The sequence below is a fragment of the Microbacterium tenebrionis genome (assembly GCF_903645325.1).
GTDB lineage: Bacteria > Actinomycetota > Actinomycetes > Actinomycetales > Microbacteriaceae > Microbacterium > Microbacterium tenebrionis.
Map to the genome: position 1 here is coordinate 64,173 of NZ_CAHJXQ010000001.1, position 20,702 is coordinate 84,874.

21 protein-coding genes are annotated in these 20,702 nt (G+C 68.8%); 12 read left to right on the top strand and 9 right to left on the bottom strand.

Going from position 1 to position 20,702, the window contains the following annotated elements; all coding sequences use genetic code 11:
• Positions 1-16 precede the first annotated feature (16 nt).
• Both HWX58_RS00340 and HWX58_RS00345 read right to left on the bottom strand, forming a co-directional pair.
• Positions 17-769 (bottom strand): SDR family NAD(P)-dependent oxidoreductase, encoded by a 753-nt coding sequence (locus tag HWX58_RS00340; protein ID WP_175984976.1) that lies wholly within the window; start codon positions 767-769, stop codon positions 17-19.
• A complete protein-coding gene (locus tag HWX58_RS00345; protein ID WP_175984977.1) occupies positions 766-1,626 on the bottom strand; it encodes a fumarylacetoacetate hydrolase family protein in 861 nt (286 codons plus the stop codon). Before HWX58_RS00345 ends, HWX58_RS00340 begins: the two co-directional genes overlap by 4 nt.
• A 139-nt stretch (positions 1,627-1,765) precedes the next feature.
• Between HWX58_RS00345 and HWX58_RS00350 the strand changes: the two genes are divergently transcribed.
• The 3 genes from HWX58_RS00350 to HWX58_RS00360 all read left to right on the top strand — a co-directional run bounded on the left by HWX58_RS00350 (position 1,766) and on the right by HWX58_RS00360 (position 4,531).
• Positions 1,766-3,061: an L-fuconate dehydratase gene (locus HWX58_RS00350; RefSeq protein WP_175984978.1), complete on the top strand. Its 1,296-nt coding sequence runs from the start codon at positions 1,766-1,768 to the stop codon at positions 3,059-3,061.
• 76 nt (positions 3,062-3,137) lie between these two features.
• Positions 3,138-4,112 (top strand): aldo/keto reductase, encoded by a 975-nt coding sequence (locus tag HWX58_RS00355; RefSeq protein WP_175984979.1) that lies wholly within the window; start codon positions 3,138-3,140, stop codon positions 4,110-4,112.
• Entirely contained in the window at positions 4,112-4,531 is a 420-nt protein-coding gene (locus HWX58_RS00360; RefSeq protein ID WP_175984980.1) for an RbsD/FucU family protein, read from the top strand. The genes HWX58_RS00355 and HWX58_RS00360 overlap by 1 nt, the downstream gene beginning before the upstream one ends.
• 21 nt (positions 4,532-4,552) lie before the next feature.
• Here HWX58_RS00360 and HWX58_RS00365 read toward each other — a convergent pair whose 3' ends face one another.
• Both HWX58_RS00365 and HWX58_RS00370 read right to left on the bottom strand, forming a co-directional pair.
• Positions 4,553-5,521 (bottom strand): IS481 family transposase, encoded by a 969-nt coding sequence (locus tag HWX58_RS00365; protein ID WP_101852925.1) that lies wholly within the window; start codon positions 5,519-5,521, stop codon positions 4,553-4,555.
• Between the two features lie 103 nt (positions 5,522-5,624).
• The gene (locus HWX58_RS00370; protein WP_175984981.1) at positions 5,625-6,497 is read right to left on the bottom strand and encodes a sugar phosphate isomerase/epimerase family protein; all 873 of its coding nucleotides are present in this window, start codon (positions 6,495-6,497) and stop codon (positions 5,625-5,627) included.
• A 195-nt stretch (positions 6,498-6,692) separates the two neighbouring features.
• Here HWX58_RS00370 and HWX58_RS00375 point away from each other — a divergent pair, with 195 nt between their 5' ends.
• From HWX58_RS00375 to HWX58_RS00385, 3 genes are all read left to right on the top strand, one after another.
• On the top strand, positions 6,693-8,195 hold the full coding sequence (locus HWX58_RS00375; RefSeq protein ID WP_175984982.1) for a sugar ABC transporter ATP-binding protein: 1,503 nt from the start codon (positions 6,693-6,695) through the stop codon (positions 8,193-8,195).
• Positions 8,195-9,229, top strand: coding sequence for an ABC transporter permease (locus tag HWX58_RS00380; RefSeq protein ID WP_175984983.1), 1,035 nt, complete (start codon positions 8,195-8,197; stop codon positions 9,227-9,229). Before HWX58_RS00375 ends, HWX58_RS00380 begins: the two co-directional genes overlap by 1 nt.
• 66 nt (positions 9,230-9,295) lie before the next feature.
• On the top strand, positions 9,296-10,297 hold the full coding sequence (locus tag HWX58_RS00385; RefSeq protein WP_175984984.1) for an ABC transporter substrate-binding protein: 1,002 nt from the start codon (positions 9,296-9,298) through the stop codon (positions 10,295-10,297).
• A 182-nt stretch (positions 10,298-10,479) separates the two neighbouring features.
• Here the strand turns inward: HWX58_RS00385 and HWX58_RS00390 are convergent, their stop codons facing one another.
• The 4 genes from HWX58_RS00390 to xylB are packed head-to-tail and all read right to left on the bottom strand — an operon-like array spanning position 10,480 to position 14,814.
• Positions 10,480-11,445, bottom strand: coding sequence for a phosphotriesterase family protein (locus tag HWX58_RS00390; protein ID WP_175984985.1), 966 nt, complete (start codon positions 11,443-11,445; stop codon positions 10,480-10,482).
• Complete coding sequence (locus tag HWX58_RS00395; RefSeq protein ID WP_175984986.1) at positions 11,445-12,374, bottom strand: shikimate dehydrogenase family protein; 930 nt, start codon at positions 12,372-12,374, stop codon at positions 11,445-11,447. Before HWX58_RS00395 ends, HWX58_RS00390 begins: the two co-directional genes overlap by 1 nt.
• Entirely contained in the window at positions 12,371-13,327 is a 957-nt protein-coding gene (locus HWX58_RS00400; RefSeq protein WP_175984987.1) for a phosphoglycerate dehydrogenase, read from the bottom strand. The genes HWX58_RS00395 and HWX58_RS00400 overlap by 4 nt, the downstream gene beginning before the upstream one ends.
• On the bottom strand, positions 13,327-14,814 hold the full coding sequence (gene xylB / locus HWX58_RS00405) for a xylulokinase (protein ID WP_175984988.1): 1,488 nt from the start codon (positions 14,812-14,814) through the stop codon (positions 13,327-13,329). Before xylB ends, HWX58_RS00400 begins: the two co-directional genes overlap by 1 nt.
• A gap of 98 nt (positions 14,815-14,912) precedes the next feature.
• Here xylB and HWX58_RS00410 point away from each other — a divergent pair, with 98 nt between their 5' ends.
• Positions 14,913-15,515, top strand: a complete 603-nt coding sequence (locus HWX58_RS00410) for a glucose-6-phosphate isomerase family protein (RefSeq protein ID WP_175984989.1) — start codon at positions 14,913-14,915, stop codon at positions 15,513-15,515.
• 4 nt (positions 15,516-15,519) lie between these two features.
• Here HWX58_RS00410 and HWX58_RS00415 read toward each other — a convergent pair whose 3' ends face one another.
• Positions 15,520-16,050: a CGNR zinc finger domain-containing protein gene (locus HWX58_RS00415; RefSeq protein ID WP_175984990.1), complete on the bottom strand. Its 531-nt coding sequence runs from the start codon at positions 16,048-16,050 to the stop codon at positions 15,520-15,522.
• Between the two features lie 39 nt (positions 16,051-16,089).
• On the opposite strand from HWX58_RS00415, the gene HWX58_RS00420 reads away from it, so the two are divergent.
• The 5 genes from HWX58_RS00420 (at position 16,090) to prpB (ending at position 20,689) form a co-directional block, all read left to right on the top strand.
• Positions 16,090-17,067 carry an EamA family transporter gene (locus HWX58_RS00420; RefSeq protein ID WP_175984991.1) on the top strand — a complete coding sequence of 326 codons (978 nt, stop codon included), beginning with the start codon at positions 16,090-16,092 and terminating at the stop codon, positions 17,065-17,067.
• 77 nt (positions 17,068-17,144) lie between these two features.
• Positions 17,145-17,504, top strand: coding sequence for a VOC family protein (locus HWX58_RS00425; RefSeq protein WP_175984992.1), 360 nt, complete (start codon positions 17,145-17,147; stop codon positions 17,502-17,504).
• Between the two features lie 73 nt (positions 17,505-17,577).
• Positions 17,578-18,276, top strand: a complete 699-nt coding sequence (locus tag HWX58_RS00430; protein ID WP_175984993.1) for a GntR family transcriptional regulator — start codon at positions 17,578-17,580, stop codon at positions 18,274-18,276.
• Entirely contained in the window at positions 18,273-19,790 is a 1,518-nt protein-coding gene (locus HWX58_RS00435) for an MmgE/PrpD family protein (RefSeq protein ID WP_175984994.1), read from the top strand. Before HWX58_RS00430 ends, HWX58_RS00435 begins: the two co-directional genes overlap by 4 nt.
• The gene (gene prpB / locus HWX58_RS00440; protein ID WP_175984995.1) at positions 19,790-20,689 is read left to right on the top strand and encodes a methylisocitrate lyase; all 900 of its coding nucleotides are present in this window, start codon (positions 19,790-19,792) and stop codon (positions 20,687-20,689) included. Before HWX58_RS00435 ends, prpB begins: the two co-directional genes overlap by 1 nt.
• Positions 20,690-20,702: the final 13 nt, after the last annotated feature.

Consider the following 20,702-nt stretch of genomic DNA (forward strand, 5'->3'; position numbering starts at 1 on the left):
TTCGCCGCGGCGCCGGTCACTCGGCCCGCAGGCGCAACTGCGCCATGCCTCCGTCGACCTCGATGAAGGTTCCGGTCGTCGAGCCCGCAGCCGGCGAGACGAGGTAGGCGACGGCCGCTGCGACCTCGTCCGGCGAGACCAGGCGTCCGTGCGGCTGGCGCGCCTCGAGCGCCGCGCGCTCGGCCCCGGGGTCGCTCGCCTGATCCAGCAGGCGCCCGACCCACGGGGTGTCGGCGGTGCCCGGGTTCACGGCGTTGACGCGGATGCCCTCGCGCAGGTGGTCGGCGGCCATGGCGCGCGTCAGTGCCGCGACCGCGCCCTTGGACGCGGAGTACAGCGCGCGCTGGGGGAGGCCGGTCGTCGACGCGATGGAGGCCGTATTGCACACCGCGGCAGACGGCGACTGCCGCAGCCACGGGAGCGCTGCCGAGGTGACCCGTGCGATGCCCGTCACGTTCACGGAGAGCACCCTGGCCCACTCGTCATCGTCGTTCGCGGCGATGTCGCCGACGGCGCCGATGCCGGCGTTGTTGACGACGATGTCGATGCGGCCGAAGCGCTCGGCGACCGCGGCGACCGCGGCATCCACGCTCGCGCGGTCCGAGACGTCGGCCGTGAACGCGGCGAAGCGCTCATCGGCGCCCGACGGGTCGCGGTCGAGGACGGCGATCTGCGCGCCGTCGGCGTGCAGGCGGGCCGCCACCGCGGCGCCGATGCCCGACGCGCCTCCGGTGACGATCGCGACGAGCCCCTCCAGCGGCGCGCTCATCGCTGCGCCTCCCAGGCGGTGAAGGTCTGCCGCTGATGACCCAGACCATCGATCTCGATGTCGACGACGTCGCCGTCCTTCAGGTACGGGAACCGGCCGGAGAGTGCGACGCCCTGGGGCGTGCCGGTGAGGATGAGGTCGCCCGGCTCGAGGGTGACGTACTGCGACAGGTGGTGGACGATCGTGCGGACGTCGAAGATCATGTCGGAGGTGTTCGAGTCCTGGCGGGGCTCGCCGTTGACGAAGCTGCGCAGGTTCAGATCGTCGACGTCGACCTCGTCGGGGGTGACCAGCCACGGGCCGGTCGGGTTGAAGCCGGCCGCGATCTTGCCCTTCGACCACTGACCGCCCGAGACCGCCATCTGGAAGTCGCGCTCCGAGACGTCGTTGGCGACGACATAGCCGGCGATGTGGGCGTCGGCCTCGTCGGGGGAGTCCAGGTACGCGGCTCTGGCACCGATGACGATGCCGAGTTCGACCTCCCAGTCCGTCTTCTCGCTGCCGCGGGGGATCGTCACGGTGTCGTTCGGGCCGACGACGGTGTTCGGAGTCTTCAGGAAGATGATCGGGATGCTGGGCGGCTCGGAGTTCGACTCGGCGGCGTGCTCGGCGTAGTTCATGCCGATGCAGATCACCGCGCTCGGGCGGGCGATCGGGGCGCCGATGCGCAGTTCGGCGGCGTTCTCGAGCTCGGGCAGTTCGCCGGATGCTTGTGCCGAGGCAACGCGAGCGCGGAAGTCGCTCTCCAGGAAGTCACCGTTGACATCGGATGTCACGGCGCGGAGGTCGAGATGGCGATCGCCGTCGATCAGGACGGGAATCTCGGATCCAGGGGCGCCAAGCCGCGCGAACTTCATGGTTCTCCTACTTCGTCGGGGGATCCGCCATGCGGCGGTGCATCTGATTGACAGTATAGACATCGGATGTTTACACTCCAAGGGATCCGTCGAGAATCCCTTCTCGAGAGGATCGGGACTGCACAAGGAGACCATCGCAGTGAGCCGCATCGTCGCACTCGACACGACCGACATCCGCTTTCCGACGTCGCTGAGCCTGGACGGCTCGGATGCGATGAATCCCGACCCCGACTACTCGGCCGCCTATGTCGTGATCCGCACCGATGATGCCGACGGCATCGCCGGGCACTCCTTCGTCTTCACGATCGGCCGCGGGAACGACGTGCAGGTCGCGGCCATCGAAGCGCTCGCCGATCACCTCGTCGGGCGCGAGATCGAGCCGCTGCTGGACGACATGGGCGGAACCTTCCGCGAGATCATCGGCGACTCGCAGCTGCGGTGGCTGGGCCCGGAGAAGGGCGTCATGCACATGGCCATCGGCGCCGTGACCAACGCGCTGTGGGACATCAAGGCCAAGCGCGCGGAGCTCCCGCTGTGGCAGCTGCTCGGCCGCATGAGCCCGGAGGAGCTCGTCGACCTCGTCGATTTCCGCTACCTCACCAACGCCCTCACGCGCGAAGAGGCGCTCGAGATCCTCCGCGCGGGTGCCGTCGGTCGCGAGGAGCGGGAGACCGAACTCCTCGCGACCGGCTATCCCGCCTACACGACCAGCCCTGGTTGGCTCGGCTACTCCGACGAGAAGCTCGAGCGGCTCGCCCGTGAAGCCCTCGCCGACGGCTTCACGCAGATCAAGCTCAAGGTCGGGGACGACCTCGACGACGACATCCGTCGCTTCCGCAAGGCGCGCGAGGTCGTCGGCCCCGACTTCCCCATCGCGATCGACGCCAATCAGCGCTGGGAGGTCTCCGAGGCGATCGAGTGGGTGAACGCCCTCGCCGAGTTCCAGCCGGCATGGGTGGAGGAGCCCACGAGCCCCGACGACGTCCTCGGTCACGCGGAGATCGCCCGTGCGATCGCTCCGATCCGCGTCGCGACGGGCGAGCACGCGCAGAACCGCGTGATCTTCAAGCAGCTGCTGCAGGCGGACGCGATCAGCGTCATGCAGATCGACGCGGTGCGCGTCGCCGGCGTCAACGAGAACATCGCCAACCTGCTGCTCGCCGCCAAGTTCGGCGTTCCGGTCTGTCCGCACGCCGGCGGCGTGGGGCTCTGCGAGGCCGTGCAGCATCTGTCGATGTTCGACTTCGTCGCCGTCAGCGGCGCGCGCGAGGGCCGCCTGATCGAATACGTCGATCATCTGCACGAGCACTTCGTCGTGCCCACCGACATCCGGGGCGGCTCCTACATGGCCCCGACGGCACCGGGCGCGGGCATGGAGATGAAAGCCGAGAGCATCGCGGAATACACCTGGACGGGCGCGCATGTCGCAGCCTGACACGTCGGGGGCCGACACGACAGATGTCGGAAGATCCGCGACGAACGGTCCGACACGTGACGCATCGGCCCCCAGAATGTCGCCGGCCGGCTTCCCGACGCTCGGGTACGGCGCCGCGAACGTCGGGAACCTCTTCCGCGAACTCACCGACGATGAGGCGTGGGCGGTGCTGGATGCCGCATGGGAGAGCGGCATCCGCTACTTCGACACCGCTCCGCACTACGGTCTCGGGCTGTCGGAGCGGCGCCTGGGCGCGTTCCTGCGGACGAAGCCGCGCGACGAGTTCGTGTTGTCGACCAAGGCCGGGCGCCTCCTGCGGACGAACCCGGCTCATGAGCCGGGCGGCCTCGACACGGCTAACGACTTCTTCGTGCCCGACGACCTGCAGCGGGTGTGGGACTTCTCGGATGCCGGGATCCGCGCGTCCCTCGACGAATCGCGCGAGCGGCTGGGCATCGACCGCATCGACATCGTCTACCTGCACGACCCCGAGCGCCACGATCTCGATCTCGCGCTCGCCGAGGGCTACCCCGCGCTGGAGGCGCTGCGCGCCGAGGGCGCGATCGGGCCGATCGGCGTCGGGTCCATGGTCAGCGATGCACTCGCCCGATCCGTGCGCGAAGCCGACCTCGACATCGTCATGATCGCCGGCCGCTACACGCTGCTCGAGCAGCCCGCGGCAGCCGACGTGCTGCCGGCGTGCGTCGACCGCGGCACCGGGGCGGTCGCCGCATCCGTCTTCAACTCGGGCCTTCTCGCGAAGAGCGAGCCGGTCCGCGGCGATCGCTACGAGTACGGCGGCGTCCCCGACGAGATCTGGGACCGTCTGCAGCGCATCGTCGCCGTGTGCGCGGCGCACGATGTCGTACTGCCCGCCGCGGCGATCCAGTACCCGCTGCGCTCGTCCGTCGTGCAGTCGGTGGTCGTCGGAAGCTCCCGCCCCGAGCAGGTGCGGCAGAACGCCGACCTCGCCGTCGCTGAGATCCCGGAGCAGTTCTGGGACGACCTGACCGCCGACGGACTGATCCCGTCGGTCGCCGAGGAGGACTGATGCTCGAAGGAATCAACCCCCTGCTGACCGGTGAGCTGCTGCTGCACCTGGACCGGATGGGCCACTCCGACGCCGTCGTCATCGCCGACGCGCACTTCCCGGCGTGGGCGCTGGGGGAGCGCGTGATCGATCTGCCCGGCACCACGACACCCGAGGTCCTGGCGGCCATTCGCAGCGTGATCCCGCTCGATGACGCCCCTGCCCTCGATCTCATGGAGTCCGCGGACGGCGAGATCCTCTCGGTCCAGCGGGAGCTGATGGATGCCGCGGGCACGGCCGAGCAGACGACGCGCTTCGTCGAGCGCTTCGCGTACTACGACGTCGCCCGCCCCGCCTACCTGATGGTGCGGACGGGGGAGACGCGGAAGTACGGCAATGCGCTGCTGCGGAAGGGCGTTGTCGGCCATGCCTCTGCGTAGCGAGGCCCTAGTTGTACGGGGTCAGGACGTTGGTTGCAGTCGGCTGATCGGGGGGTTGCCTCCGAGGGCTGAGTGGCGTCGTCCAGTGTTGTAGTGCTCGAGCCAGGGGTCAAGTGCTGCGGTGCGGTCGTCGTTCGAGGTGAACGGTTGCCGGTAGGCCCATTCGGTTTGCAGGGTCCGGTTGAACCTCTCCACCTTGCCGTTCTGCCACGGGCAGTGCGGTTTGATGAACTTCTGCCGGATGCCGTGCGCGCCGCAGACGCCGCGCAGCGACCATCGGTAGGCCCAGGCGTTGTCGGTGATCAGCCGCTCGATGCGGGGGATGCCGTGCGCGGCGAAGTAGCCGATGGCGCGTTCGAGGAACGCGGCGCAGGTCGGGCCCTTCTCGTCGGGGAGGACCTCGGAGTATGCGAGCCGGGAGTGGTCGTCGACGACGGAGTGCACGTAGTCGTAGCCGACGACGGTCTGTTTCCGGGCGGCTGTGGAGCCCATCGCTCTGCCGTGCGCCTTCCACCCGCCGCCGTCGGGGATGCGACCGAGCTTCTTCACGTCCATGTGCACCAGCTCGCCGGGCTGCTCGCGTTCATAGCGGACCGCTGTGGTCTTCGACGCGCGGATCCGCTCCCCGGTCATCGGGTCCAGATCGACCAGACGAGGCAGCCCGGACCGGGCGATGATGCGCGACACCGTCCGCGCCGGCACCCCGGTGCGGGCCGCGACCTCGTCACGGCCGACTCGTTCCTTCTTCCGGATCGCGACCACCGCCGCGGCCCTGGCATCGGGGGTGCGGTTGGCGACGTGGTGAGGCCGCGAGGAGCGATCGTAGAGACCGGCTTCACCCTCGGCGCGGTAGCGGTCCAGCCACCGCTTCACGCAGCGTCGGGACACGCCCATTGCCGCGGCGATATGCGCCTGCTTCCACCCGGCACCGGCACGATGGACGATGAGCAGCCTGCCGTGCACGGTCAAGCGGGCATTACGGTGGGACACGAGAACCTCCGAGTTCGTGAAGACGTCAGACATCTCCACTAAGCCCGGAGGTTCTCCCCTTTCACAAGACCGGAAACGCCACCAACCTCATGGCCGGGTACACCTAGTGGCGGTCGATCGTCGCGACCGCATGCATCGCGTCGCGGATGTACCGGTTCGCGTGCGCGGCGAGGTCGTCGGAGTCCTGCCACAGGTTGCGCCAGATGCCGAGCGTGTTGCTGAGCTCGGCGCTCACCACGACCGAGGAGAACGACTCGAACACGACCGGTCCGTCGTACGCGACATCGTGCAGGGCGCGGAAGAAGGTCGCGAAGTCGACGGTGCCCGTGCCGAGGTAGCCGCGATGGCTGTCGCCGATGTGCGCGTAGCCGAGCTTTCCGGATGCGGCGACGTCGTGCACGGGCTGGAAGAAGTCGGACTCCTCGATGTTCATGTGGTACGTGTCCAGGTGAACACTGACATCGCCCGCGACGCCGTCCAGGAACCGCAGTGCGCCGCGGCCGGTGTTGAAGACGTTCGACTCGTAGCGGTTGACGACCTCGAGGGAGAGCCGGACGCCGCGCTCCGCCGCGAAGGCTGCGAGTCCGCTGATCGCCTCCTGGCTGTGTGCGACGCCGCGCTCGGTCACCGGCGCCATGTACTTGCCCATCGCCGAGTAGATGACCCCGCACAGCACGTCGCCGCCCATCGTCGCCACGTGATCGATGCAGCGTTCGAGCAGTGCCCGCCCGGCGGCGACGACTGCCGGGTCGTCGTTGGACAGGTCCGTCGCCGGGGTCAGTCCGAGGGATGCCGTGACGGCGAGGTCGTTGTCGCGCAGCATCCGTCCGGCCAGGGCCGAGTCGAAGGCCGCGGCATCCATCAGAGGGATCTCGATGAGGTCGAATCCCGCGTTCTTCGTGCCCTCGATCGCGCGCCGCAGGCCCGCCTCGTTGAAGGTTCCGGTGAAGACAAGGCCGTGCGCGCCGATGAGCATGTCGATCCCTTCCGGTGCGCATCCGCGCGCACCCGTGACAAAGTTGTTATTACAGGTCTACCATCTGAGACAGCGCTTAGGTACATTTAGGTACAACTTGCGTCGCCGTATCCTGAGCGGCACAATTGATCCGATGTTTGAAATGGATTCCACGACGGAATCGACAGCACGACCTTCAAGGAAGCAGGTGAGCACATGAGTGATCCCATCCTCCGGGTGGAAGGCATCAGCAAGGGGTTCCCCGGGGTGCAGGCGCTCCAGGATGTGCATCTCGAGGTGCGCGCGGGTGAGGTTCTCGTCCTCGTCGGCGAGAACGGCGCCGGCAAGTCGACGCTCATGAAGATCCTCTCGGGGATCTACACGCGGGACGAGGGGACGATCCGCTTCGAGGGTCAGGAGGTCGAGTTGACCGGCCCGCTCCAGGCTCAGCAGCTCGGCATCACGATCATCCATCAGGAGCTGAACCTGATGCCCGACCTGACGGTCGCGCAGAACATCTTCATCGGCCGTGAGCCGGTCTCTGCCGGGATCCTGTCGGAGCGGAAGCTGAATCGTCAGACCGCGGAGCTGCTGGCCAGGCTGAAGATCCGGCTCGATCCGCGCCAGAAGGTGGGCGAGCTGACGGTCGCCGAGCAGCAGATGGTCGAGATCGCGAAGGCGCTGTCGTTCAACGCCAAGGTGCTCATCATGGATGAGCCGACCTCGGCGCTCACCGACAGCGAGGTCGAGACGCTGTTCACGCTCATCGAGCAGCTCAAGCAGAGCGGCACGGGCATCGTGTACATCTCGCACCGGATGGACGAGCTGCGCCGGCTCGCGGATCAGGTGACCGTGCTCCGCGACGGGCAGTACATCGGATCGCTCGAGAAGGACGAGATCAGCATCCCCAGGATCATCGAGATGATGGTCGGGCGTGCGATCGACGAGGGGACGCGTCCGACGCCGCGCGATCACGCCTCGGCGCCGATCGTGCTCGACGTCGTGGGGCTGTCGACGCGGCAGCTGCTGAAGGACGTCTCGTTCCAGCTGCACAAGGGCGAGATCCTCGGGTTCGCCGGGCTCATGGGCGCGGGGCGCACCGAGACCGCACGTGCGGTGATCGGCGCCGATCCGCGCACGGCGGGGACGATCACGATCAATGGCCGGGATGCGCGCATCCACAAGCCGGCGGATGCCGTCCGCCGCGGTGTCGGATACCTCTCCGAGGACCGCAAGCAGCTGGGCCTCATGCTCGAGCAGGATGTCACGTTCAACACGGTTCTCGCGTCGCTGAGCAGCTACGCCGGGGCTATCGGCTGGATGCGCGACGGCAAGGCCAAGAACCAGACCAAGCAGTACGTGCAGCAACTGCGCATCAAGACCCCGTCGGTGAATCAGATCGTCAAGCTTCTCTCCGGCGGCAACCAGCAGAAGGTCGTCATCGCCCGATGGCTGATGCGCGACTGCGACATCCTCATCTTCGACGAACCGACCCGCGGCATCGACGTCGGTGCGAAGGAGGAGATCTACCGGCTGATGCAGCAGCTCGCCGACGCCGGAAAGTCCATCATCGTCATCTCGTCGGAGCTCCCCGAGATCCTTCGCGTAGCCGGCCGCATCGCCGTGTTCGCGAACGGCCGGATCACCGGGACCCTCCGCAACGAGGAAGCCAGCCAGGAGAAGATCATGCAACTCGCAGCCCACGCGGAGGAAGACTGATGAGCACCCCACAGAAGTCCGCCGGAGAGACGACGACTCTCATCCAGCAGGCCGTGAACGAGAACACCGACAAGCGGGACATCGCAGGCTTCCTCAAGCGCCAGCTCCAGCAATCGCTGGCGTTCGGAACGCTCGTGATCCTGGTGATCTTCTTCGCCATCGCGAGCCCGAATTTCTTCACGTTCAGCAACATCGCCACCGTGCTTCTGTCGACCGCGGTGATCGGCATCCTCGCCCTGGGCACGACGTTCGTGATCATCACCGGCGGCATCGATCTGTCGTTGGGAACCGGTATGGCGCTGTGCGCCGTGATGACCGGTGTGATCATCACGAACTGGGGCCTGCCCGTCTGGGTCGGCATCCTCGGCGGCATCGCGACCGGTGTGCTCATGGGGCTCGTCAACGGCGTGAACATCACATTCCTGCGGCTTCCTCCGTTCATCGCGACGCTCGCGATGATGATGATCGCCGGCGGTCTCGCGCTGGTCGTCTCCAACGTCGCGCCGATCTACTTCTCCACGTCCGCCCCGGACTTCAAGAAGATCGCGCTGGGCGTCATCATCCCCGGCATCCCGAACGCCGTCCTCATCACCGCGGTCCTCGCGATCATCGCGGCGATCGTGCTGTCCAAGACGCTGCTGGGCCGCTACACGTTCGCGATCGGCTCGAACGAGGAGGCCACGCGCCTGTCGGGTGTGAACACCCGCCGCTGGACGATCCTCATCTACATGTTCGCCGGCGCCTTCACCGGCATCGCGGGCATCATCATCGCCTCCAGGCTCGACTCGGCACAGCCGCAGATCGGCACCGGATACGAGCTCCAGGCGATCGCCGCGGTGATCATCGGCGGCACCTCGCTGCTCGGCGGCCGCGGCTCGATCCTCGGCACCGTGATCGGCGCCCTCATCATGAGCGTGCTCGTCAACGGTCTGCGGATCATGTCGATCCAGACCGAGTGGCAGAACGTCGTCGTCGGCTTCGTCGTGCTGCTGGCCGTGTTCCTCGACTCGCTGCGCAACCGTCAGCGGACCTGACCGTTCCTTCCCTGTCCACCACCGCCGGCCCCGGCCGGCATCAATCACAGAACAATGGAGTTTCCAATGCGATTTGGCAAGAAGACCGCATTCGCGGCCCTGGTGGCCGCATCCGCTCTCGTCATGGCCGGCTGTGCCGGCGGCGGCGACGTCATCGAAGAGGGTGGCGGAACCGACACCGGCAGCGGCGACGGCGAGATGTACATCGCCCTCGTCTCGAAGGGCTTCCAGCACCAGTTCTGGCAGGCCGTCAAGAAGGGCGCGGAGCAGAAGGCTGAAGAGCTCGGCGTCAGGATCACCTTCGAAGGTCCGGCCGCCGAGACCGAGATCGCCCAGCAGCTCGAGATGCTGACCGCCGCGATCGACAAGAACCCGGACGCCATCGCCTACGCCGCCCTCGACCCGGAGGCGTGCGTCGCCCCGCTCGAGCAGGCGAAGTCGAAGGACATCCCGGTCGTCTACTTCGACGCCCCGTGCAACGGCGACGTGGGCCTGAGCCTGTCGGCCACCGACAGCAAGGTCGCCGGAGCGCTGGCCGCGGAGCACATGGCCGAGCTCATCGGCGGCGAGGGCGAGGTCGGCATCGTCGGCCACTCGCAGATCAACTCCACCGGAGTCGAGCGCCGCGACGGCTTCGTCGAGAAGATCGAGGCGGACTACCCCGACATCAAGATCGTCGACATCCAGTACGGTGACGGCGACCACTTGAAGTCGGCTGACATCGCGAAGGCCATGATCGCCGCTCACCCCGACCTCAAGGGCATCTACGGCACCAACGAGGGCTCGGCCATCGGCGTCGTGAACGCGGCGAACGAGCTGGGCCTCGAGAAGGGCAAGATCAAGATCGTCGGCTTCGACTCCGGCGCCGCTCAGATCAACGCGATCAAGGACGGGACGATGGCCGGCGCCATCACGCAGGACCCGATCGGCATCGGCGAGCAGGTCGTGCAGGCGGCGTACGACGCAGCCAACGGAGACTCGGTCGAGGAGTTCTACGACACCGGTTCGTACTGGTACGACGCCGACAACCTGGACGACGAGAAGATCGCCGCGGTCCTCTACGAGTGATCGTCGTCTGACACGGGCGGCCCCGCACCTTCGGGTGCGGGGCCGCTTCGCGTTCGCGGCTACAGGAATCGTCCCGCCTCGGCACAGATGCAGGACGAATGAACGGATGCAGGGCAGATCCTCGGCCTGTCGCCCTGCATCCGTTCAGGGCCCCGACGTCTGTACCCGGGCCGTACTTCGCCTCAGCGCGACAGCTCGAGCAGCCGCGCGGGGCCTGCGACCAGCATCCGCTCGACGGCATCCGCGCCGATCGCCGACCGCAGCCGCGGCAGGTACCGTTCGCCGAGGTAGGCCAGGCCCGGCATGCCGCCGTAGGCGATGTACCGGGTGCGCCGGGCGACGTCGCCGCCGAGCAGGATGCGGTCGGCGCCGACGTGGCCGACGACGCGTTCGGTCAGGGCGAGCAGTTCGGCGTCGGAGCGCGTGCGGGGGCGGGCGAAACCGTCGTAGCCGAGATAGGCCCCGCGTTCGACGAGCGAGGCGTGCAGGCCCGCATCCGGGTCACGGTCGGCGTGGGCGAGGACGACCCGGTCGGATGCCACGCCCGCAGCATTCAGCAGATCGAGGACCTCGTGCGCCGCGGTGCAGAATTCCAGGTGCACCATGACAGGGGCGCTCGTGGTCCGGTGCGCGGCGGCCAGCGCGTCGAGCGTGGTGCGCTCGAACGGGCTGATGCGCCAGTAGTCGATGCCGGCCTTGAGCATGCCGGCGCGCACCGGGCGTCCGTCCGGCGTCCGCGCGGGTGCACCTGCAACACCGGGGGACACGTGCGCGGCATCCGAGAGCGCCATCCCGTGCTCGAGGTCAGCGATGAACAGTGCGGCGAGCCGGTCGGCACTCCAGGTGCGGGTCGGGTGGTCGGAGGCGTAGTGCGCCTCGCGGTGCCTTCCCGTCGTTGCGACGATGTTCAGGCCCGTCCCGGCGCTGATTCGCGCGAGGGCCTCGGGGTCACGGCCGAGACCGAAGGGCGTGGCATCCACCATCGCGGCGAAGCCGCTTGCCTGCAGGAGCCCGGCCTCGCGGCCCGACGCTTCCTCGTCGTCGAGCTCGTCTCCGGGCAGGAGGGGCGTGACCTGGAAGAGGTGCTCGTGATAGTTCGTCGGCCCCAGCTGAGCGGGATCGATGTCGCCGAGCACCGTGCGGATCATCAGCGCACATCCTCCGCGGCCTGCGCGAGCTGCTCGACGATCTCGGGGGTGAGCTCGAGCTCGAAGACGTCCGCGACGACCTGCGACCATCCGTGGATGAAGTATCGCCAGCCGTCGACGACGTGCAGATTCCGAGCGGCCTCCTGGGCGCGCGCCTGGTGCAGGAACTCCAGCGACCCGCGGTAGTTGAACTCCCAGACGTAGGCGTCGTCGGGGAAGACCGCGTCGTCGGGCAGCGGGGACCCGGGGCGGTCCTTGCCGAGCCCGGTCGCATTGACGATGAGGGAGCCGCGGGGAGCGGCCGCGACGAGGGATGCGGCATCGTCGACGGTGTCCGTCCGCACGTACTCGATGAGACCCTCGCGGGTGCCGTGCTGGCGGTGCACCTCGCGCAAGTGCTCGAGCTTGGCGTCGTCGCGCGCCGTTACGGTCACCTTCGCGGGTGCGTCATCGCGCTCCGACAGCGCCCAGCTGAGTGCCGTCCCCGACCCGCCCGCACCGAGGATGACGACCTCGGCGCCGGTGGTCGCGAAGTGGTCGGCCGGCAGGAAGTCGTTCAGCGCCAGATCGACCGTGATCGGGTCCTTGGCGCGGCCGGACAGGCGCGTGCCGCGCTTGGCGACGCTTGAGATCTCCGAGCACGAGACGGCGAACGGGTCGAGTTCGTCGAACAGGTCGGACGCCGCGGCGTACACGTTCATCTTGTGGGTGGTCACGAGCGCGCCGCGGTGGCGGGGGTCGTCGCGGATCTGCTCGACGAGTGCGCGGTACTGCTTGGGGGAGGCATCCATCGGCAGGTCGTGGCCGATGAGCCGGCGGGTGGGGAGCCCCAGGATGTCGGCCCACAGCGGGAAAACCTTCATGATCGAGGACGAGCCGGTGGTCACGCCGACGAAGCCCATGTAGTCGGCGTCGGGAGCGCTGGTCATGAGGAGCCTTTCACGGGATGGGCGGGCGTGCGACCCGCGAGGACGGCGAGCGCATCGTCGAGCGACATGGAGCCCATGTTGTCGACCGCCTGTGTGGTCTGCGCGCCCAGGTGCGGGGTGACGATCACGCGATCGGCCAGGTCGTCGGCGAGGAGCGCGCTGGATGAGGCCGCGGTGTCGCCGTCGAGAGTATCGGCGGCGTAGCCGGAGACGCGGCCGTCGCGCAGCGCGGCGGCGAGAGCGGACTCGTCGACGAGGTCGGGTCGTGCCGTGTTCACGATGACCGCGCCGGGGCGGATGCCGGCGAGCCGCTGCGCGTCGATGAGGCGCTGCCCGCCGGGGGCGTGCAGCGTGATGAGGTCGGCGGTGCGGAACAGTTCGTCGAGGCCGGTGGGCTCGGCGCCGAGATCGCGGACGCGGCCTGCATCGAGGAACGGATCCGCAGCGAGGATGCGCGGGCCGAAGCCCGACAGGCGCCCCGCGACGCCCTGCCCGATCCGGCCGAAGCCGACGATCCCGACCGTGGCGGCGCCGAGCTCGCGGCCGCGGCGGACGCTCCAGTCGCCCTGTCTGACGCGGCGATCTCCGTCCGGGATGAGCCGGAGCGCGGCGAGCATGAGGCCCACAGCGTGGTCGGCGACGGCATCCGCGTTCGCGCCGGGGGTGTTGGTGACGGGGATGCCGCGAGCGGCGGCCGCGTCGAGATCCACGGCCTCGGTGCCGACGCCGTAGCGTGCGACGACCTTCAAGCGGGGGCCGGCGTCGAGATGCGCGGCGGTGACCGGGCCGGTGCCGGCGATCCAGGCATCCGCGTTCGCAAGGAGCGGGGCCAGTTCGCCGAGGTCGTGGTGCGCGGGACCACGGACGATCTCGTGCCCGGCGGCGGCGGCGCGCGCGACGAGGTCGATGTCGCCGTCCGAGAACGACCGGCTGGTGGCGAGGATGACGCCCATCAGCGCGCGCCTCCCGTGAACCAGGGCGCGAGGGCGTCGTAGGCGGCGGTGAAGCGGCCGTGCCGCTCGGCGTAGACGTCGTGGCGCGCGGCATCCGGCGTGAACTCCGCCGTCACCTCGCTCAGCGCCCTGGCCGCGGCGAAGTCGGCGAGTCCGAGGCCGACCGCCCCGGTCACCGCCGCGCCGAGGCTGTTCGCCTCTTCGACGATCGTGCGCCGCCGCACCGGCACGCCCCACACATCTGCGAGGACCTGCAGCAGCACATCGCTCTGTGCCCCGCCGCCGACGGCGTCGATCCGGTCGATCGTCGCGCCCGACTCGCGGAACGCGTGGATGCTGCTGAGCAGATTGAACCCGATCCCCTCGAGCACGGCGCGGACGAGGTGGCTGCGCGTGTGGTGGCGGCCGATGCCGAGGAACGCGCCGCGGGCGTTCGGGTCCCAGATGGGGGAGCGCTCGCCGAGCAGGTACGGCAGGAAGTAGAGGTCCTCGGTGTCGGCGTCCTCGGCCTCGGCGGTCAGTCGCGCCGTCTCCGGATGCCGGGGATCCGCGGAGAGCGCCTCGGCGATCCATTGGATCGATGCGCCGCCAGCCTGCATCGTCGCGGTCGGCACGAACGACCCGGGTACGACGTTGTCGAATGTGAAGGTGCGCAGGCCGCGGTCGATCAACGGTGCGTCAGCGGCGAACGAGATCCACGAGGAGGTGCCGAGGCACACGTAGGCGCCGTCCTCGGGCGCGACGATCCCGGATCCGACCGCCGCCATCGGGCCGTCGCCGCCGCCCATGAGCACGCGGACCCCGGCGTTCAGGCCGAGGGCGGATGCCGCGGCATCCGTCAGCGTGCCGGCGATCGCGGTCGAATCGAGGATCTCCGGGAACAGCGCGCGGTCGAGGCCGGCTGCAGCCAGCACCTCACCCGACCAGTCGCCCGTGCGCTGGTCGTAGGCGTTCGTGCCGGATGCATCCGAGCGGTCCGTCGCCAGGCGTCCGGTGAGGCCGAGGACGATGTAGTCCTTGGCGACGCAGAACCGCCGCACGCGCTCCCAGACCTCCGGCTCGTTGTCGCGCACCCACATGACCTTCTCGACGGAATAGGTCGGGCTGAGCCGGTGGCCGAGCAGTTCGTAGGCGTGCTCGGCGCCGAGGGCCCGCTCGAGCTCGCGCTGCTGGGCGCCGGCACGGGTGTCGGCCCAGATGATCGCCGGGCGCACCGGGCGTCCCTCTCCGTCGAGCAGCACGGCGCCCATCATCTGGCCGCTCACGACGAGTCCGCCCACATCGCCGGGCGCGGTGTCCGTGCTCGAGAGGAGGTCGCGGGTGGCTCGGACGACGGCATCCCACCAGTCGTCGGGGTTCTGTTCGGCGACTCCGCCGACGGCGAAGTGCGCCGGGTAGCCGACGGTCGTGGCAGCCACGAGCCTGCCGTCGTCGTGGTGCAGCGAGGCCTTGTTCCCGGTGGTGCCGAGGTCGTGGGCGATGATCACAGTTCTTGCCTGCTTCGTTGGTTGCGGTTCCGGATCGTGCTGAGATGGAGTATACCTGTAATTACAAGTCCTGTAGTTACAAGTCGTAGGAGAACATCGTGAGCACCCCCGTCGTGGACGTCCCCGCCCTGCTGGAGATCTCGCCGGAGGGCGGCATCGAGGGGCGGTCGCGCCGCTACGAGAAGTTCCTCGGCGACATGGACGGCGTGTACCGCGACGATCGGGCCTGGCAGGACGCCGTCGGCGAGCGCGGCACGGACGAGCTCGTCTACTGGGTCGACGACCACCGCTACCAGGAGGGGTCCGGAGCACTGATCGTCGGCACGAGCACGCTGCTGCCGGGTCGCTACGGCGAGGAGTTCGCGGTCACGCGCGGCCACCTGCACGCCGTCGCAGACCGCGCCGAGCTGTACTACTGCCTCAGTGGACGCGGGGTGATGCTACTCGAAACGCTCGACGGTCAGAGTTCGGCCATCGAGCTCACGCCGGGCAAGGCCGTCGACGTGCCGGGGCACTGGATCCACCGCAGCGTCAACGTCGGCGACGAGCCGTTCGTCACGCTCTTCTGCTACGCGGCCGACGCCGGACAGGATTATGAGGTGATCGCCGAAGCCGGCGGCATGAAGAACCTCGTCGTGGCGGACGGCGACGGGTGGAAGCTCGCGCCGAACCCGGACCACACCGGGTATCGGGTGCGCTGACGCCTCAGCGCTGCCGGGCGCGATACGCCGCCACGGCGTTGCGGTTCGTGCAGGCGACCGAGCAGTAGCGGCGCGAGCGGTTGCGCGACAGGTCGAGCACGACGCCCTCGCAGTCGTCGTCCGCGCACACCCCGAGCCGGCTGCCCTCGTCGGCGCGGACGACGTCGAGGAGAGCCATAGCCGTCTCGGCGAGGATGCGCTCGGCGAGCGGGCGGTCGTCGGCGACGGCGTGGAGGTGCCAGTCGGCGCCGTCGTGGCGGACGACGTGCGCGTCGAAGACGATGTCGCGGAAGGCGTCGTTGATCTCGTCGACCATGTCGTCGCGCGGGGCGAGGAGCATCCGGCGCAACCGCGGTCGCAGGGCGCGCACGACTGCGAGCTCGTCGGCGTCGCGGTCGATGCGGCCGGTGTACGGGAACTCGGCGAGGAAGGCATCGAAGTCCGCACGGGTGACGAGCGTGTCCGGGTCCTGCGCGCTGTTCGCGAGGTGGACGGCCGCTCGCATCGCCTCGGCCGTGTCATCGGTGAAAATCATGTTGACACCTTACAACCCCGCTCGCTACTGTCATCGATCATGAGGACTTTGACAGATGACACCCGCGTGCGCTCGGGGTTGCGGCTCGGGCTTCCGCTCGCGATCGCGGCGGCCTTCGCGTTCGGGATGTCCGGGGCCTGGGCGCGCGGGCTCATCGACGCCGGCTGGACGCCGGGAGCTGCGGTCACGGTGCGGATCTGGGTCGCAGCGCTCGTGCTGCTGGTTCCGGCGGCCATAGCGCTGCGCGGGCGCTGGATGCTGCTGCGCCGCAACCTCGGAATGATCGCCGCGTACGGACTGCTGGCCGTCACCGCCACGCAGCTGTTCTACTTCCAGGCCGTCGCCGTGATGGACGTCGGACTCGCCCTGCTCATCGAATACACCGCACCGATCGCCGTGGTCCTGTGGCTCTGGATGCGGCGCGGCGAGAAGCCGACCAGGCGCAGCATCCTCGGTGCGCTGATCGCGTTCGCAGGTCTCGTGCTCATGCTCGATGTGCTCTCGGGCCGCAGCGTCGACGTGGGCGGCATCCTCTGGGCGTTCGGGGCGATGATCGGTGCGGCGGCGTACTTCGTGCTGTCGGGGCGGAGCGACACCGGGTTGCCGCCGATCGCGCTCGCAGGGTCCGGGCTGCTCGTGGGAGCCGTGGGGCTCACTGTCGCCGGAGCCGTCGGCATCCTGCCGATCGCCTGGAACACGGATGACGTGACCTACCGGTTCGGAACCGTGTCATGGTTCGTCCCGGTGCTGGCCATCGGGATCATCGCGACCGCGCTCGCGTACGTGCTCGGCATCGCCTCGACGCGGCTTCTCGGATCGCGATTGGCGTCGTTCATCGCGCTCGCCGAAGTTGTCGCCGCGCTGCTGTTCGGGTGGCTGCTGCTCGGCCAACTGCCGAACCTGCTGCAGGGGCTCGGTGCTGTTCTCGTGCTCGCGGGGGTCGTCGTCGTGAAGCTCGGCGAGCCTGCGGCATCCGTCTCGGGCGATCCCGTGCTGGACTTCGCCGAGACCCCTTGATCTCGGGCCGGGGCAGGGCGAGACTTGCCGTGCCGGCGCCTCCCGGCGTCGTCCACGAAACGACGGAAGGACTCGACATGGCACACGGCGACATCACGCACATCGACATCCCGGTCAGCGATCTGGCGAAGGCGCAGGCCTTCTACTCGGGGCTGTTCGGCTGGGAGATCTCGGAGATGCCCGGCTACGAGGGCTACCCGATGTGGCAGGCGCCGAACAAGATCTCCGGCGGCGGCCTCGCGCCGCGCAGCGATGACTTCACCCAGCCGCGCTCCTACGTCGAGGTCGATTCGATCGAGGGGACGATCGCCGCGGCCGTCGCCTCCGGCGCGACGGTGCTGATGGAGAAGCAGCCGATCAGCGAGACGAGCTGGTGGGCGGTCATCAGTGACCCCGACGGGAACTCGATCGGCCTGTACGAGGGCGCGTCCGAGTAGGCCTCTGTATACCTTCGCAACCGCCTGAGGGGCCGCCGCACCCCGGAGCGCGAATTATGTATACAATGATCGTGTGAGCACCACTGTCGAGCGCACTGCCCCCGAGCGCACCCGCGCCAGCGATCGCGCGTATGCGACGCTGCTGGACGAGATCCAGTCCGGCGTGCTCGCGCCTGGCGCCGTGCTCGCCGAGGTCGAGCAGGCGGCCCGCCTCGGCGTCAGCCGCACGCCGCTGCGCGAAGCCCTGCAGCAGCTGAGCGCCGACGGACTCGTCGAGCAGCAGTCGCCCCGCGTGACCGTCGTCGCCGGCGTCGACGCGGATGACATCCGCTCACTGTTCGAGCTCCGTCGTGCGCTCGAGGAATCGGGCGCACGGCTGGCCGCCGTTCGCGGCGACGCCGCGCTGTTCGGGTCTCTGGCCGACGAGTTCGCCCGGGCTGCGGCATCCCTCGACGCCGACACCGGACGCGACAACTACTACGCCCTCATCGCCCGCTTCGACGCCGCCGTCGATGCGGCGGTCGCGAACGACTACATGGCGGCGGCCCTGCGCACCGTCCGCACGCACCTCGTGCGGGTGCGGCGCATGGCCCGCGACAAGCCGGAGCGGCTCGCGGCATCCGTCGCCGAGCACCGGCTCATCGCCGAGGCGCTCGCCGAGCGCGACGGCGACCTCGCAGCCCATGCCACGCACGTGCACCTGCGCAATGCGCTCACGAGCATCCTCGACTCTTTGGAACAGCAGAGCTCCCTGCCGGAAGGAACGAAATGACCGTCAACCACCACGTCCGCGTCTACAAGAGCGAAGAGGACCTGCCCCGTGAGGAGCAGCTGGCCTGGAAGATCGCCGAGGTCGCCGCCGACCCCGTCGCGGTCGAGCAGGACGTCGTCGACATGATCATCAACCGCATCATCGACAACGCGTCGGTCGCCGCGGCATCCCTCACCCGCGCACCGATCGTCGCCGCCCGCGACCAGGCGTTCACCCACCCGGTCTCGACCGGCGGCGCCGGCGCGACCGTCTTCGGCGCACCCCTCGAGAAGCGCACGAGCCCCGAGTGGGCGGCGTGGGCGAACGGCGTCGCCGTGCGCGAGCTCGACTACCACGACACGTTCCTCGCCGCCGAGTACTCGCACCCCGGCGACAACATCCCGCCGATCCTCGCGGTCGCGCAGCATGCGGGCAGTGACGGTGCGGCCCTCGTGCGCGCCATCGCGACGGGCTACGAGATCCAGGTCGACCTTGTGAAGGCGATCTGCCTGCACAAGCACAAGATCGACCACGTCGCCCACCTCGGCCCGTCGGCCGCGGCAGGCATCGGCACCCTGCTCGGACTCGATACCGAGACGATCTATCAGGCCATCGGCCAGGCGCTCCACACCACGACCGCGACGCGGCAGAGCCGCAAGGGCGAGATCTCGACGTGGAAGGCGCACGCCCCGGCATTCGCCGGCAAGATGGCCGTCGAGGCCGTCGACCGCGCCATGCGGGGCCAGACCAGCCCGTCGCCCATCTACGAAGGCGAAGACGGCGTCATCGCCTGGATGCTGGACGGCAAGGATGCCGCGTACGATGTGCCGCTTCCTGCGAAGGGCGAGGCCAAGCGTGCGATCCTCGACACGTACACGAAGGAGCACTCCGCCGAGTACCAGGCGCAGGCGTGGATCGACCTGGCGCGGAAGCTGCACAACGACGGCGTCGACACGTCTTCGATCGCGGCGGTCGTGCTGCACACGTCGCACCACACCCACTACGTGATCGGCTCGGGCGCGAACGACCCGCAGAAGTACGACCCGACGGCATCGCGCGAGACGCTCGATCACTCGATCCCTTACATCTTCACGGTCGCCCTGCAGGACGGCGCCTGGCACCACGTCGACTCGTACGCTCCTTCACGGGCTTCGCGGGCCGACACCGTCGCGTTGTGGAACAAGGTCACCACGCTCGAGGATGCCGAGTGGACGCGTCGCTACCACTCGAACGACATCAGCGAGAAGGCCTTCGGCGGTCGCGTCGAGATCACGTTCGAGGACGGCACGACTCTCGTCGACGAGATCGCCGTCGCGGATGCTCACCCACTCGGTGCTCGTCCGTTCGCGCGGGAGAACTACATCGCGAAGTTCCGTCTGCTGGCTTCCCCTGTCCTGGACGACGCAGAGATCGAGCGGTTCCTGTCGCTCGTGCAGCGCCTGCCCGAACTGAGCGCTTCCGAGGTCGCGGAGCTGTCGATCATCGCGAGGCCGGGCGTCGTGGCATCCGAGGCCGTCACGCGGGGGCTGTTCTGATGCTGTACTCCTCCACTCCGGCGGCCGAGAAGCGGCGGCTGTTCCGCGAGCGGCTTGCGACCGGTGAGCTGCTGCGGTTCCCCGGCGCGTTCAACCCGCTGTCGGCTCGGCTCATCGAGCAGAAGGGCTTCGAGGGCGTCTACATCTCGGGCGCCGTGCTGTCGGCCGATCTCGGTCTGCCCGACATCGGGCTGACCACGCTCACCGAGGTCGCCGGCCGCGGTCAGCAGATCGCGCGGATGACCGACCTGCCGGCCATCATCGACGCCGACACCGGATTCGGCGAGCCGATGAACGTGGCGCGCACGATCCAGACCCTCGAGGATGCCGGGATCGCCGGCGCCCACATCGAGGACCAGGTCAATCCGAAGCGGTGCGGCCACCTCGACGGCAAGGCCGTCGTCGACGCCGATACGGCGGTCAAGCGCATCCGCGCCGCCGCCGACGCGCGGCGCGATGAGAACTTCCTCATCATGGCGCGCACCGACATCGCCGCCGTCGACGGCCTGGAGGCGGCGAAGGACCGCGCGAAGGCGCTGGTGGATGCCGGCGCCGACGCGATCTTCCCCGAGGCGATGCGGTCGCTGGAGGAGTTCGCGGCGATCCGGGATGCCGTCGACGTGCCGATCCTGGCGAACATGACCGAGTTCGGGAAATCGGATCTCTTCTCGGTCGACCAGCTGCGCGATGTCGGCGTGAACATCGTCATCTGGCCGGTGTCGCTGCTGCGTCTGGCGATGGGCGCGGCCGGGCGGGGCCTCGATACCCTGCTGGGGGAAGGACACCTGACCGGCAGGCTCGGCGAGATGCAGCACCGCGCCGACCTCTACGAACTGATCGACTACGAGTCGTACAACCATTTCGACTCCGGCGTCTTCAACTTCACCGTTGACCGCTGATCCAGCGAAACGC